This is a genomic window from Lentzea atacamensis, assembly GCF_003269295.1.
Lineage (GTDB): Bacteria > Actinomycetota > Actinomycetes > Mycobacteriales > Pseudonocardiaceae > Lentzea > Lentzea atacamensis.
The window spans coordinates 1,362,830-1,376,194 of the sequence record NZ_QLTT01000001.1 but is presented as its reverse complement, the minus strand read 5'-3'; the positions used below and the strand labels follow the sequence as shown (position 1 = coordinate 1,376,194).

General features: G+C 68.5%; 15 protein-coding genes. 7 read left to right on the top strand and 8 right to left on the bottom strand.

The features are described from left to right. Positions 1-5 precede the first annotated feature (5 nt). Complete coding sequence (locus C8D87_RS06545) at positions 6-578, bottom strand: PadR family transcriptional regulator (protein WP_112225900.1); 573 nt, start codon at positions 576-578, stop codon at positions 6-8. A 57-nt stretch (positions 579-635) separates the two neighbouring features. On the opposite strand from C8D87_RS06545, the gene C8D87_RS06540 reads away from it, so the two are divergent. Then, a complete protein-coding gene (locus tag C8D87_RS06540; protein WP_112226304.1) occupies positions 636-1,031 on the top strand; it encodes a nuclear transport factor 2 family protein in 396 nt (131 codons plus the stop codon). A 20-nt stretch (positions 1,032-1,051) separates the two neighbouring features. Here C8D87_RS06540 and C8D87_RS06535 read toward each other — a convergent pair whose 3' ends face one another. Then, the gene (locus C8D87_RS06535; protein ID WP_215732197.1) at positions 1,052-1,783 is read right to left on the bottom strand and encodes a class I SAM-dependent DNA methyltransferase; all 732 of its coding nucleotides are present in this window, start codon (positions 1,781-1,783) and stop codon (positions 1,052-1,054) included. A gap of 14 nt (positions 1,784-1,797) precedes the next feature. Continuing rightward, positions 1,798-2,055: a cytochrome P450 gene (locus C8D87_RS06530; protein WP_233441929.1), complete on the bottom strand. Its 258-nt coding sequence runs from the start codon at positions 2,053-2,055 to the stop codon at positions 1,798-1,800. A gap of 250 nt (positions 2,056-2,305) precedes the next feature. Between C8D87_RS06530 and add the strand changes: the two genes are divergently transcribed. Continuing rightward, positions 2,306-3,310: an adenosine deaminase gene (gene add / locus C8D87_RS06525; RefSeq protein ID WP_112225898.1), complete on the top strand. Its 1,005-nt coding sequence runs from the start codon at positions 2,306-2,308 to the stop codon at positions 3,308-3,310. Positions 3,311-3,349: 39 nt separating this feature from the next. Here add and C8D87_RS06520 read toward each other — a convergent pair whose 3' ends face one another. Continuing rightward, on the bottom strand, positions 3,350-4,303 hold the full coding sequence (locus C8D87_RS06520; RefSeq protein ID WP_112225897.1) for a hypothetical protein: 954 nt from the start codon (positions 4,301-4,303) through the stop codon (positions 3,350-3,352). 279 nt (positions 4,304-4,582) lie between these two features. Between C8D87_RS06520 and C8D87_RS06515 the strand changes: the two genes are divergently transcribed. After that, complete coding sequence (locus C8D87_RS06515; protein WP_170166327.1) at positions 4,583-5,437, top strand: SGNH/GDSL hydrolase family protein; 855 nt, start codon at positions 4,583-4,585, stop codon at positions 5,435-5,437. On the opposite strand, the gene C8D87_RS06510 is transcribed toward C8D87_RS06515, so the two are convergent. From C8D87_RS06510 to C8D87_RS06500, 3 genes are all read right to left on the bottom strand, one after another. Then, complete coding sequence (locus C8D87_RS06510; protein WP_170166326.1) at positions 5,423-6,598, bottom strand: McrC family protein; 1,176 nt, start codon at positions 6,596-6,598, stop codon at positions 5,423-5,425. The two genes, C8D87_RS06515 and C8D87_RS06510, sit on opposite strands and share 15 nt — an antisense overlap. Beyond that, complete coding sequence (locus tag C8D87_RS06505; RefSeq protein WP_215732196.1) at positions 6,595-7,905, bottom strand: McrB family protein; 1,311 nt, start codon at positions 7,903-7,905, stop codon at positions 6,595-6,597. The genes C8D87_RS06510 and C8D87_RS06505 overlap by 4 nt, the downstream gene beginning before the upstream one ends. Before the next feature lie 70 nt (positions 7,906-7,975). Beyond that, entirely contained in the window at positions 7,976-9,103 is a 1,128-nt protein-coding gene (locus C8D87_RS06500) for an FAD-binding protein (protein ID WP_112225893.1), read from the bottom strand. Between C8D87_RS06500 and C8D87_RS06495 the strand changes: the two genes are divergently transcribed. From C8D87_RS06495 to C8D87_RS06480, 4 genes are all read left to right on the top strand, one after another. Next, entirely contained in the window at positions 9,102-10,085 is a 984-nt protein-coding gene (locus C8D87_RS06495; RefSeq protein WP_112225892.1) for a helix-turn-helix transcriptional regulator, read from the top strand. The two genes, C8D87_RS06500 and C8D87_RS06495, sit on opposite strands and share 2 nt — an antisense overlap. 98 nt (positions 10,086-10,183) lie before the next feature. Further along, entirely contained in the window at positions 10,184-10,552 is a 369-nt protein-coding gene (locus C8D87_RS06490) for an STAS domain-containing protein (protein WP_109636259.1), read from the top strand. A gap of 11 nt (positions 10,553-10,563) precedes the next feature. Continuing rightward, positions 10,564-11,829: an alpha/beta hydrolase family protein gene (locus tag C8D87_RS06485; RefSeq protein ID WP_112225891.1), complete on the top strand. Its 1,266-nt coding sequence runs from the start codon at positions 10,564-10,566 to the stop codon at positions 11,827-11,829. Positions 11,830-11,842: 13 nt separating this feature from the next. Next, positions 11,843-12,340 (top strand): O-acetyl-ADP-ribose deacetylase, encoded by a 498-nt coding sequence (locus tag C8D87_RS06480; protein WP_170166325.1) that lies wholly within the window; start codon positions 11,843-11,845, stop codon positions 12,338-12,340. Position 12,341: 1 nt separating this feature from the next. On the opposite strand, the gene C8D87_RS06475 is transcribed toward C8D87_RS06480, so the two are convergent. After that, positions 12,342-13,331: a LacI family DNA-binding transcriptional regulator gene (locus C8D87_RS06475; RefSeq protein ID WP_112225890.1), complete on the bottom strand. Its 990-nt coding sequence runs from the start codon at positions 13,329-13,331 to the stop codon at positions 12,342-12,344. Between the last annotated feature and the right edge of the window lie 34 nt (positions 13,332-13,365).

Below are 13,365 nucleotides of genomic sequence, written 5' to 3'. Positions count from 1 at the left end.
CAACCTCACGTGGACGCGTCGAGCCGCGCACCACGCCGCTCCAGGACCGTGAGGCAGCGCGCACACCACCGCGCGTTGTCCCGCTCGAACGACAAGCCGCGCAACAAGGTCAAGTACGGTCCGACGCGTTCGGCGGTGGTCAGGAACTCCTCCTCGGTGCGGCCGTCGAGCAGTTTGGCCTTCAGGCGTTCGTACCGCGCGATTTTCGCCTCGGCCCACTGCCTGCGTTCCACGAGTGACGCCTTGACCCTCTCGACGTCACCGGCATCCGCCGCCATGACCGCGACCATCAACTCGTCGCGGATCGCGGTGGGCCTGTGCGGTTCCGCGGTGAACGCCTCGAGCGCTCGCCGGCCCTTGCCCGTGAGCGAGAACAGGCGTTTGTTCGGGCGGCGTTCCTGTTCGACGGTCCGGGCCCGGATGAGGTCGTCGGCCTCCATCCGATCCAGCTCGCGGTAGAGCTGCTGGGGCGTGCACATCCAGAAGTTGGCCACGGAGGCGTCGAACGCCTTGGCCAGGTCGTAGCCGGACGCCTCCCCGTCGAGCAGGGCGGCCATCACGGCGTTGCGCAGCGACATACGAGCAGGTTACGGTCGGGCAACCTAGTCAACAAGTTGAGTATGTGGGGCGTCGACGTGAACGCATTCCGGAAAGCAGTGGAAGCACGGGACACCGACGCGATGGCGGCCTGCCTCGCGGACAACGTGGTGTTCACGAGCCCTGTCGCCTTCTCTCCGTACCCCGGCAAGCCGCTGACCGCCGCGATCCTGCGCGGCGTGATGCGCGTGTTCGAGAACTTCCGCTACGAGCGCGAGATCATCGACGGTTCCAACCACGCGCTGGTGTTCCGCGCCGAGGTGGGCGGCAAGGAGATCCAGGGCTGCGACTTCCTCCACCTCGACGAGGACGGGCTGATCGACGAGTTCACCGTGATGGTGCGGCCGCTCTCCGCCGCCCAGGCGTTGTCGGAAGCGATGGCCGCGCAGTTCGACCAGATCAAGGCCGAGGCGCTGGAAGCGTTCAACGCCTAGCGCGGCCACCTCCTCCGACGTCACGCGGCGGCCTCGTACACGCTGACGTGCCGCGTGCTGGACGCCGTGAACTCCTCGCCGTTCCAGCCGCCCCACCGCTCGCGCATCCGCAGCCCCGCGATCCTCACCATGAGGTCGAACTCGGCCGGGTAGGCCAGCCGCTGCCGGATCGGTCCGAACCGGACACCGTCCGCGCTGATCTCCACGTGGTTCTCGTCGAGGATCCGCGTGACGGGGTCGTAGCGGTTGACGTCGAACCCGACGCGGTCGAGCTCCGAACTTTCCACGTCGATGAACTGGTGCCGCTGCCGCGCCGCCCAGCTCGGCAGGCCGCACCCGACCACGAACACGCCGCCGCGCGTGAGGTGGCGCGCGGCGTTCTCGAAGCAGCGGACCTGGTCGTCCTGGGTGAGCAGGTCCGTGATCGTGTTGTACACCAGGTGCACCAGCCCGTAGGTGCGGCTGGTGGTTGCGCGGGACATGTCGCCGATCACCACGTCGATGCTGTCGTTGCCGGGTTTGTCCCGCAGGCGCGCGACCATGTCGGGGGAGAGCTCGATGCCGTCGACGTCGACACCGGCTTCCTTGAGCGGCAAGGCGATGCGGCCGGTGCCGATCGCGAACTCCAGTGCGGAGTCACCGAATCTCGCGAGGAACCGGACGCTGTCGGCCTCGTCGCCACGGGGCGAGTTGTCGTAGGTGCTGGCTGTTTCGGGACCGAAGCTCGGGTTGAATCCCTTCACGATTCCCACGCCAGCCACGGTGGCTACCGAGTTTCCGCCGTCCCCGCGTCCCAGGTGATGGGCAGGCGCTTGACACCGAAGATCGTGGACGTGGTGCGGACGTGCACCTCGTCGGCGGGCACGGCGAGCCGGATGCCCGGCAGGCGCCGCAGCAGTTCGCGGAAGCTCACGGACATCTCGATGCGCGCGAGCTCGTTGCCGAGGCACTGGTGCACGCCGTGGCCGAACGACAGGTGCTGCTGCGCGGCCGGTCGATGCGGAACTCCTCCGGCTGCTCGCACTCGGCGGGATCGCGGTTGGTGGCGATCACCGAGCACATCACCGTGAGCGGCTCTTGCCATTGATCTTGCTGATCGGTCATGGGTGCAAATGGCGTAAGCGGGTCCACCACATCAGCTGCTACGTTGAAGATCGTGCCGGACTTCAAGCTGCCGCTCTACGGCGCCGACACCGAACGAGGCGACCTCGCTCCCTGAGTCGCCCCGCGCTCGTCCCGACACCCTTCACCTTTCTCGCTCAGGGAGCTTTGCCATGCGCTCGTTCATCCACGCACTGCCGAAAGTGGAGCTGCACGTCCACCTCGTCGGTTCGGCCGGCGTCGACACCGTTCTGGAGCTCGCCCGCCGCCATCCCGAGGCCGGCGTGCCGGCCGACCGCGACGAGCTGGAGCGCTTCTACACGTTCCGGGACTTCGACCACTTCCTGAAGGTCTACTGGGCGGTGCAGTCGATGCTGAAGGACCGCCACGACGTCCACGCGCTCGTCGTCGGCCTGGCCAGGGACCTGGCGCGGCAGAACGTCCGGTACGCCGAGGTGACCGTGACGCCGTACAACCACCTGCTGGACGGCGTTTCCGGAGATGACGTGCTGGCCGGGCTCGCGTCCGGTCGTGCGGTGGCGGCGGAGCTGGGCGTGGAGCTGGCCTGGTGCTTCGACATTCCGGGTGAGAAGGGCGTTCACGCCGCGCGGGAGACGCTGGCGTTCGCGCTGACCGAGCGGCCGGAGGGCCTGGTCTCCTTCGGTCTCGGCGGCCCGGAGGCAGGCATCGGCCGCGCCCAGTTCGCGCCTTTCTTCGACGCCGCAAGGGATGCGGGCCTGCACAGCGTGCCGCACGCGGGGGAGACCAGCGGACCGGAGACGATCTGGTCGGCGTTGCGGGACCTGAAGGCCGAGCGGATCGGGCACGGCACGAGCTGCGTGGAGGACCCGGCGCTGGTCGAACACCTTGGGCGGAAGGGGATTGCGCTGGAGGTCTGCCCGACCTCGAACATTCGCACCCGGCAGGTGACGTCGATCGAAGCGCACCCGGTGCGTCAGATGCTGGAGGCAGGGGTGGTCGTCACGGTGAACACCGACGACCCGCCGTTCTTCGGCGCCACGCTGGAAGGCGAGTACCTGGCCGTGGCTTCGGCGTCGGAACTCGGCCACGCGGAGGTCGCGCGGCTGGCCGAGAACGCGGTGCTGGCCTCGTTCCTGCCGAACAGGCGCAAGACCTCGTTGCTGGAGGAGATCTCCGCGGTGCTGGCCGCGGTCTGAGCAGGTGGCCCGCCGGTCGTCGCCGGCGGGCCACCTCACTCACTGCTGCGGCACCTGGTAGCTGCGCCGCACGTCACCGGACACGATGCCGTCCGGCGTCCTGCTCGACACGGTCAGCTCGAACGACCCACCGGAGGCGTAGGTGAACCGCGCTCTGCCATCCGCACCGACCGGCACGACCTGCGGCGTGTTGAACGCGATGTACCACAGGACCTCGTGCGAACCGGGCAGCGCCGGCGTCACCACGAACTCGATCGGCTGACCCGGCCGTACGTGCCGCCGTCCTCGACCATGCCCGCGGGGAAGTAGCTGTCGAGCGTTCCTGCCCCTGCCCACAGCAACGCGGACTCGACGCGCTGCTCCGGCGCGTCCACCGGCCAGAACGCGAACCGTCCCCTCGAGACCGTAGTGGCCGTCGGAGTCGTGCACGATCGCCCTGACCCGGGGTTGCGTGCTCGACAGGAACGGCGTCGTGCTGCCGCAGTCGTGGATGTCGAGCTTCAGGCCGGTCGGCGTGCCGGGCGGCGTGTTGAACTCGGTCGCGAGCACCGCGGCCGGGTCGTACGTGCGGCCGTGCCCGACCTCGCCCTGGAACTCCTCGGCGATCCGCAGCGCGAACGTGATCTTCGTCCTGCCCTGCGCGAGCGCATTCTCGACCAGCTCGGCGACGTTCCAGTTGAGCCGTGGCGCAACACAGTCCTGCCCGGCGTTGGGCCCGTCGACCTTCGAGATCTCCGCGGGCTGGTTCGTCCAGGTGATCGCGCCCTGAGGCTCCACCAGCCACAGCCGCGTCGCGCGCGGCTTGGCGCAGTCGTTCGCGGCCTTCTCCGGCGTGCGCACGATCGCGGTGAACAGCTGCTTGTCCTTGAGCGGCGTGAGGTCGTACGTGAAGTCGGACTTGCCGAGGTGGTGCTTGTCGTCCCGCCAGGCCCCCACCCGCGCGTCACCCGTGGTCATCGACTCGGACGGCCGCTTGAAGTCGGTCGTGACCACTCCGCCGGGCTCAGGTTGGCCCAGCTGAGTTGCTGCTTGGCGTGCGCGGTGCCGGGAACCACCGCGAGACTCGCGGTGAGGGCGACGACGAGTGCCCCGGCGCCACGCCAGGGCCTGCCAGATGATCTCAATGATCCCCTGGAGACGAACTGTCCGGCGGATCGTGCCACCCGTAGGACGTTTGTCATGGGGGTTCGGGCACCTCCTTCGCGAAGCCGTCTCACCCCGCTTTCGTTTGCGGCAGAATGGTGTTGGCACAACATCAACCTTGGGGGTTCAGTGAAACGAACCATCGTCGTCCTCACCGCGGTCCTGACGGCCCTCGGCCTCGCGCCCGCCGCGAACGCCGCCCGCCCGGCTTCCCTCGTGGTGCTCGGCGACTCCTACGCCTCCGGCACCGGGGCCGGCTCCTATCAGGACGGAACCGCCGGCAACTGCTGGCGCAGCAACAACTCCTACGGCGAACTGGTGGCGGCCCGCCTGCGCGCCCAGGGCAGGCTCAGCTCGTTCGCGAACGTCAGCTGCAGCGGCGCCGCCACCGCCGACCTGGCCCGCCCGTTCAAGGACCGTCCGGCCCAGCTCGACGCGCTGCGCCGCGACACCAGCCTGGTGCTGCTCACCGTGGGCACCAACGACATCGACTACGCGGCCTACGGCGGCATGTGCGTCCAGGCCGACTGCACCGGCGCCCCGACCGAGGCGATCCTGGCCAAGCTGCCCCAGATGGGCCGCAACGTCACCGCGCTGCTGACCGAGATCCACAAGCGCAGCCCGTACGCCCGCGTCATCCTCGTGGGCTACGGCCGCCAGGTGTCCACTTCGGACAACCCTCCCGGAGCCACTCTCGACCCGATCTGCGGCGAGGGCATCCTCACCACCGCGGAACGCCGTGAGGGCAACAAGGTGGCCGATGGTCTGGACGCCACGCTGAGGTCCGCAGCCAGGGCGGCCCGCGTCACCTTCGCCAGCCCGTTCGCGTACCCGGAGAGGTTCGAGGGCCACGCGTTGTGCGAGGCCGGTACGCCGTACCTGCGGGGCTTCGACGCGTTGGCGCCGGGGCAGGAGGGGCCGGAGGCGGTGTTCCACCCGAACCAGCAGGGGCAGGCCGCACTGGCCACGCTAGTCCGAGCCTGAGTTCCAGGCCGACCGTGCGAGCTCCTCGATCTGCACGAGGAGCTCGCGCGGTGGCACGTCCAGGTTCAGCGGGTACTCGGTGATGGTGATCGGAGAGTTCAGCACCCGCCGCGGCCGCACCCCGGCCGTGCCGCTCGGGTAGACCAGCCAGCCCTGTTCGACCTGCAGCGACGTGCAGTAGGCAAGGACCTGGTAGAGGTCGGCGTTGGGATAGTTTCCTCGGGGACTCGGCCGCTTGTACTTGGCGTCGACCACGAACCGCGGCTTCCCGTCCACGAGGTGCACCACGTCGATCCTCGTCGAGATCGCGCCACCGGTGTCGAGCTTGGCGGCGTACTGACCTCGGGTGTGGCCAGGACTCGTGCTCCACGCCTCGGTGAGCGCGGTGGTCACGAAGTCCTCGAACACCTTCTCCATGTTGACGACGAACGTGGCGATCGACAGCCCGTCCTCACCGACCTCGAACGAGAGCGTGTTCAGCACCAGCTCCGCGATCCTGAGCGCGGGCTGGTACCGCGCGTTGAGTCGGCTCGGCCGCCACTTCGGAGCCGGTGCCCCCGGACGCAGCGGTGAGATGGCTGACAGCTGGCTCTCCACGTGCCCGAGCCGCCGCCGGACCTTCTCGTCGATCCGCGGTACGCCGAGCATTCTCCGTACCGCGGCTCGCAGGATCTGGTTCTCCGCAATGTCCATCGTGTACTCGTCGTGGCTGATCTCCACAGGCAGCAGCCGCCCTGGGCGCGCGGCGATCTGGTCACCGACGCGGATCCGCCCGCGAATCACCGTGCTGGTCGCGTCCTCGGTGGCGTAGCCGGTCAGCACGCCGTTCAGCAGCGCTCGTTCCGCGTGCCGGCACAGGGTCTCCGCGACGATGCCCCACAGTCCGTCAGCCTGGACACCCTCGATGTTCTCGGGCCGGAAGCCGGGGTTGACCGCGTACCCGATCATGAACAGCAGCCGCGGAATGCTGACCTTCGGCGTCACCACGATGTCGAGCCCGTGCGCGTGCACGGCTCCGACCCGTTTGGACTTGGGCACCAGCCGATGGCCATCGCCGGCCGGTTTCACGTCGATGAGGTCGCACTTCTCCAGGAACGCCAGCTGAAGCGGTGTGAGCCGCAGTTTGTGGCCAGCTTTGGCGTTCTCGTGAAGCTCGATCACCCAGCGTTCCTGATGGTGTCGAGCCCGAACCTGTTGTGCACCTCTTGTCGTTCCATCCGGCCGTAGTAGTGCTCTTCGAGGAGCGGCAGGATCGAGTGCTTCCAGACGAGATCGAGATTGTGGTCGGCGTCCGGCTTCATCAGGTACGAGGGGCCGATCTGGAAGTCGCGGTCGCTGGCACCGATGCGTTCGTTCAGCCTGGCGAGCAGTTCGGCCCGCTCGTCGGTCCTGCCGGTGGCCGCGAGCCATCGTTCCAGCACCCTGCTGGCTGGTGGGGCGGCCGGGTGGAGCTCGACGAACGCGAACCTTCGCCGCATCGCCGCGTCCACCAGCGCGATGGAACGGTCGGCGGTGTTCATCGTCCCGATGATGAACACGTTGTCCGGCAACCGGAACTGCACATCGGAGTACTGCAGGTCGACCAGTTCGTCGCGGTACTCCAGCAGGAAGTACAGCTCGCCGAACACCTTCGAGAGATTTGCCCGGTTGATCTCGTCGATGATCAGGACGTACGGGCGTTCTGGGTTCTGCGAGGCCTCGGCGGCCAACTTGCGCAGGGGGCCCCGCCTCAGGCTGAAGGTGGCGTGATCGCCCTCGCCGTGAGGCCTGAAGCCTTCGAAGAAGTCCTCATAGGAGTAGGAGGGGTGAAACTGCACTAATCGCGTCGCGGTGCGTCCGGCGATGTGGTGGGCGATGGCCCGTGCGAGGTATGTCTTGCCGGTGCCAGGCGGTCCGTAAAAGATGATCTGCTTGCGGTGCCGCAGAAGCGTGACGATCTCCTCCACTTCGTCCTGGTCGAAGTGCAGCAGTGCGGCGAGAGCCTCGACGTCAACGCTCAACTGGACGGGGCCTGACGCGCGGACGGCTGGCTGCGCGAGATCAGCCGCGAGACGGCTGGCGTCGCCGGCTGAGTAACCGGGGACCTTCAGCCGCAACCGGATCTGCCTGGTGTTGTTGCCGCCCGATGACGGCGTGAACTTCCGCTGTTGTCGACCGAGCCTTCGGCGAAGCGCATCGATGTCCTGGACATCCGCCAGCCGTACGGGCTCGTCGATGATCGTGCGCTGGTCTTCCGGCAGGTGCTGGACTCGCAGTGAGTCGACGATGCCGTTCTCCAGCACCGCGCCGAGATCACGCAGCCGGCTCAGCAACAGCTCCAGGGCGGCGTTGTAGTCGGGATTCGTGCCGTTGGGACGGCTGCTGGACTTGCCGCCCATGCTTCTCATGATCAACGAGAGTCGATCGCCTTCGGCCTCGATCTCGAACTCCGCGTCGAGCACGTCGCCAGCGTCTGTTGTTGCCCGCATACGTTGCTCATCGGCGCTATGGATCATTGAGTTACCTTATGGCCGCGCCGTGTGTGTACGCGCGCATTGTCTACAGTTGATCCAGATAGCGGACTCCGCCCATCTGCAGCGCCTTCTCGACCAGCACGTCGTTGGCCTCCTGCATGGCGTTGACCGCGGTGGGATCGTCCCCGCGCGCATACCTGAGCGCCGCCACGAGGAAGACGACCTCGCCCTCCGGAAGCTCCACCGCGCGGATCAGCTCCGACCGCAACGGATAGGCGAGCACCAGCCCGAAGTCGCTGTACAACTCCGGACCTTCGCACTCCAAGTGCTGCAACACCTCTTCAACAGCGTGATCAGGCACCAGCAGGTTGCACCACGGATGCGGCGAGTCCCAGAGCCCCGCCTCCCTGAGCAGCGGCTCACCGACCGCGAGCCGGTTCACGAAGTCCCAGTAGCTCGTGATCCGCGTGTCAGCGTCCTCGAACTCCAGCCCGTCAAGACTCGCACCCCGGTAACTGACCGCCTCCAGTTCGGCGACCCGGCGCCCGTTGCGAATCTTGAGCTGCCCCTCCACGTAGTCGAACGAACCTGCCTGGACGAGGACGCGCTGGTCGGCGACGAGTTCCGAGGCCGACTTGTAGCGAAGCTTGTGCCACTGCACGGTTTCGGGCGCCGGCACGAGCCGCAGGGTCGCCCTGACGACGATCCCGTGACGCCCCTTCCCGGCCAGCGCCCCATCGGTGTGCCCACAGGTGACGAGCTCACCGGACGGCCTCAGGACGTCGAGCGCGAGCACGTTGTCGGTCTGGGCCCCGTGGTGGTGGCTGGCGCCGCCGAGCCCGCCGACGGACAGGGTGCCGCCGACGGTGAGTTCGAGGTAGTCGGTGAGCACAGGTGGGGTCAGGCCCAGGGGGAGGGTCGCGCGCAGCACGTCGCTCCACTTCGCGCCCGCGTCGACGATCACCCGGTCGGGACGGACCTCGTGGACGGTGTGGAGTGCGGTCATGTCGACCACCACGCCGTCTGGTGCCTGGGCCTGGCCGCCCAGGGAGTGGCCGGCGCCGCGCGGTACCACCAGGACGTTCTCTCGCAGCAGCGCGCTGATCTCGGTGATGTCGGTGGTGCGCAGGACCGCGGCCGGGCGGTGGTGGACCAGGTCGCCGTAGTCCTGGGCGGCCCAGCGCAACGTGGCCTCGTCGGTGTGCAGCGGCATGCGGACCACGGTGCCAGAGGAAGGGGCCGTCCTGGTGATGGACACCGCCGGTGCGGGCGAGCATCCTGCTGCCGTGGAACAAGTCGTCGAGGCGATGGACTTGGACGCGGCACACGAGTTGCTGAGCGCGGCATATGGCCGGATGCGGCTCAGTGCGGGTGAACAGCGATCCACGCTGAGGATGGCCAGCAGGACGGTCGGGTCCGTCCGGTTCGACCAGCTCGGCGGTCACCTCGGTCTCGAAGTCGACAGCGAGCCGATGGGCACCTACCTGTTCGGGTATCTGGCTTCCGGCCGGACCTGGTACAACTCGGGCGACGGGGACCGGTTCTACTCGGCCGGTGACGCGTTTTTGACCGCTCTTCCCGACCGCCCCTACACGGCAGGGGCGGAAGATCCGCAGGCGTCGATGGTCGTGTTCAGCCAGGCCGCCGTCGACGAGGTCGCAGAGAACGTCCGCTTCGACGGTTTCCGGCCCGTCTCGCCTCACGCTGCCGCCGCGTGGCGGTCGACGTGCGAACATCTGGAGAACGAACTGTTGCCGGTGTTCGAAGGCAACTCGCTGGTCGTGGCGAACGCGGCACGTCTGCTGGTGGCCACGACACTGGCCACTTTCCCGAACACCACCTTCGCTGGTACGACGGCTGCCGATCGTCGTGATGCGCGCCCTCGGGCCTTGCGGCGCGCCATCGCGTTCATCGAGGACAACGCCGCTCGGGACATCACCGCCGCCGACATCGCCCGCGCGGCACGAGTGTCCATCCGTGCGACACAACTCGCGTTCCGCCGCCACCTCGACACAACGCCGATGGCGTACCTCCGACGCGTGCGAATCTCGTGTGCTCATGCCGATTTGTGCGCGCGCGACGGCTCTGTGACGACGATCGCGGCCCGCTGGGGTTACGCCCGTCCGAGTGCTTTCGCCGCGCACTACCGTGCCGCTTACGGAGTCTCGCCGTCGCAGACGCTGCGGTCAGGCTGAGACACTTCGTTTTCGGGTTCGCGACCTTCGCTTCCGGTGCTATCGCTCGGTCTCCCGGTGCGGTGAAGTGGAGTTCCGTTCTTCGATGTGAGGTCCCGATGACCGCCTGTGAGACCAGCCCGTTCGCCGTGCGGACGCAGCGCACGGGCACTCGTTTCGTGGCCACCTGCCGCGGCGAGATGGACGTGACGACGTGCGACCTGTTCTTCGCCGCCGTGCTGCCCGGCATCACCGACACCACCGTCAACCGCGTGTCGATCGACTTGGCCGAGGTGACCTTCCTGTCCGCGAGCGGCCTGCGCAGCCTCCTGCTCCTGCTGTGCGCCGCGCACTACAACGGCAAGTCGTTCGACCTGCACCGCACCCAGCCCCAGGTGCGCCGAGTGCTCGACCTGTTCGGCTTCACCACCTTCAAAGCGGGCCTTGTGTGGGAGTCGACCATGTCGCCGAGAGTCCACGATCACTAGCTTGACCAGCTATGTTGCTCCCGCTGGTACTCGTACTCGCGCTGACCCCGCCCACGGCCGCCGTGACGGTCCCCGGCGCCGAACATCAGCAACTGGCCCGCCTCGCCGACCTCACCACGACCGGCACCACGGTGTCCGGCCACACCGACCCGGCCGACTGGGCGGGCCTCACGAGCGCCGCCCTGCCCGTGCCCGCGGCCGTGCCGGGCATCCAGATCGACGGCTACTTCCCGGACACGTCGCGCACCAACACCAACCACGGCTGGCACGACTCCCAGTTCGTGCTCCGCCTGCCCGACCGCTGGAACGGCGGCCTGGTCGTCACCGGTGCCCCCGGCGTGCGCGAGCAGTACGCCAACGACCGAGCCATCTCCGACTGGGTCCTCTCCCGCGGCTACGCCTTCGCCGCCACCGACAAGGGCAACACCGGCGCCCAGTTCTACCGCGACGGCCGCGCGATGGAGGAGTGGAACCACCGCTTCACCCAGCTCACGATCGCGGCCCGCGCCGCCGTCACCCAACGCTACGGCCGCGCCCCACGCCGCACCATCGCCACCGGCATCTCGAACGGCGGCTACCTGGTGAGGTGGCAGCTGGAGAACCGCGCGCACCTCTACGACGGCGGCGTCGACTGGGAGGGAACACTGTGGACGGTCGCAGGCCCGAACCCGCTGACGTTCCTGCCCCCGGTGCTGCGCGCGTACCCGGCCCACCTCGCCGGCGACCCCTCGGCGCACGCCGCGATGGTCGCGGCAGGCTTCCCTGCGGGCACGGAGTTCCTGTGGGACTACCACTACCGCTACTACTGGGACCTCACGCAACGCATCCTCCGCGAGGAGTTCGATCCGGGCTTCGACGGCGAACTGGAGGCCGGCATCCCGTTCTGCGCCTCGGGAACGCCTTCGTGCGACGCGGATTACTCGTATGCCGCGCGACGTCGCATAGCCGGGCCGTCGATCGCACCCGTTGCGTTGACGGGCAAGGTGAAGAAGCCGCTGCTCACGGTGCACGGGACCTATGACGTGCTGCTGCCGATCAGCCAGGACTCGGACGTGTACGCGGCGATGACGCCCGCTCGGCTGCACCGGTACTACCGGATCGAGCAGGGCACCCACACGGACGGGCTCGTCGACGCGTACCCGGACCGGCTCAGGCCGCTCGCGCCGTGCCACCGTTCCGCGTTCGTCGCGTTGGAGGGCTGGCTGGACGGCATTGATCCGCCGAGGTCGGCGACGGTGCCCAGGCCGAACGACGTGGCCACCTGTCCGCTGTCGTGATCCAATCGACGACGTGGCCACCATCGAGTACGTCCTGGGCGACATCACGGAGCAGCACGTCGACGTGATCGTCAACGCCGCCAACTCGTCGCTCCTCGGCGGCGGTGGCGTGGACGGCGCGATCCACCGCAAGGGCGGCCCTGAGATCCTCGCCGAGTGCCGCGAGCTGCGGGCGGGCCACTACGGCGGCGGCCTCAAGACCGGCCAGGCCGTCGCCACGACCGCCGGGCGCCTGCCCGCGCGGTGGGTCGTCCACACCGTCGGCCCGGTGTGGTCGGCCACCGAGGACCGGTCGGAGCTGCTGGCCGACTGCCACCGCAACTCGCTGAAAGTCGCCGCCGAGCTCGGAGCGAAGTCGGTGGCGTTCCCGGCGATCTCGACGGGGATCTACCGGTGGCCGGTGGAGTCGGCCGCGGAGATCGCGCGGGCCGCGGTGGCGGACGCACCGGTCGAGCTGGTGCGGTTCGTGCTGTTCGACCGGGCGGCGTACGAGGCTTACGCGCGGCCGTAGCTCACCGGGCCACCGTGCTTTCCCTGACCTGCAACGAGAACGGCGTCTGCACGTCGTCCAGAGCAAGGTCGGGCGAGTCGGCACGCTGACGCAGCAGGTCGACCGCTGCCCGCGCGATGGCGGCCTTGTCGGGGGCGACGGACGTCAAGGAAGGCGAGCTGTAGGCGCTCTCGTCGTTGTTGTCGAAGCCCACGATGGCGAGGTCGTGAGGCACGCGCACAAAACGCTCGGCGGCAGTCCGCATGGCGCCGACGGCCAGCAGATCGTTGAAGCAGAACACCGCGTCAGGCGGGTTTCGCAGGTCCAGCAAGGCCCTCATCGCGGCGGCGCCGTCCGCGCGGTGGTAGTTCACCGCGGGAACGACGAGCGACGAGACGAAAGGCAGCCCGGCTTCCTCGAGAGCCGCCCGGTAGCCCTCCAGGCGCAAGGCGGCGGTGCCACGCTGGGGGTGGGCGCCGATCGCGGCGATTCGCGTGCGGCCCAACGAGATCAGGTGGCGGACGGCGGTCATGGCGGCGGCCACGTTGTCGATGCCCACTCGCGAGATCGGCACCTCGACGTCGTGTTCGCCCAGCAGGACGGCGGGCACGGACAGCTGGAAGTCCTCCACCTGCAACGCTTCCGGGCTCAGGATCGCGGCGTCCACCAGGTGCGGGCCCAGTGAGGCCAGAGCCTGGCGTTCGCCGGACAGCGTGCCGAAGGTCTGTTCGATGAGCACGTTCCACTCGTGTTCCTGGGCGGCGGCGATGACGAGGCCGGCCAGCTCCGCGAAGTACGGGATCGAGAGTTCGGGGAGCACCAGGGCGATGAAGCCGGTGCGGCCTCGGCGCAGGTTGCGGGCGCCCAGGTTGGGGCGGTAGCCGGTGGCCTCGAGGGCCTCTTCGACTCGGCGGCGGTTGTCGGGTTTGACGAACGAGTAGCCGTTGACCACGTTCGAGACGGTCTTCACCGAGACGCCCGCCAGCCGGGCGACGTCCTTGAGCGTGGCCAACGCAGCCTCCTGAGAAGTACCGGGAAAAGGACCG

What these genes read in the sequence shown, in the direction of transcription:
- C8D87_RS06545 (WP_112225900.1), bottom strand. Translation starts at nt 578, where the DNA reads ATGTCGCTGCGCAACGCCGTGATGGCCGCCCTGCTCGACGGGGAGGCG.
- add (WP_112225898.1), top strand. Translation starts at nt 2,306, where the DNA reads ATGCGCTCGTTCATCCACGCACTGCCGAAAGTGGAGCTGCACGTCCAC.
- C8D87_RS06505 (WP_215732196.1), bottom strand. Translation starts at nt 7,905, where the DNA reads ATGCGGGCAACAACAGACGCTGGCGACGTGCTCGACGCGGAGTTCGAG.
- C8D87_RS06495 (WP_112225892.1), top strand. Translation starts at nt 9,102, where the DNA reads ATGCGGACCACGGTGCCAGAGGAAGGGGCCGTCCTGGTGATGGACACC.
- C8D87_RS06500 (WP_112225893.1), bottom strand. Translation starts at nt 9,103, where the DNA reads ATGCCGCTGCACACCGACGAGGCCACGTTGCGCTGGGCCGCCCAGGAC.
- C8D87_RS06490 (WP_109636259.1), top strand. Translation starts at nt 10,184, where the DNA reads ATGACCGCCTGTGAGACCAGCCCGTTCGCCGTGCGGACGCAGCGCACG.
- C8D87_RS06485 (WP_112225891.1), top strand. Translation starts at nt 10,564, where the DNA reads ATGTTGCTCCCGCTGGTACTCGTACTCGCGCTGACCCCGCCCACGGCC.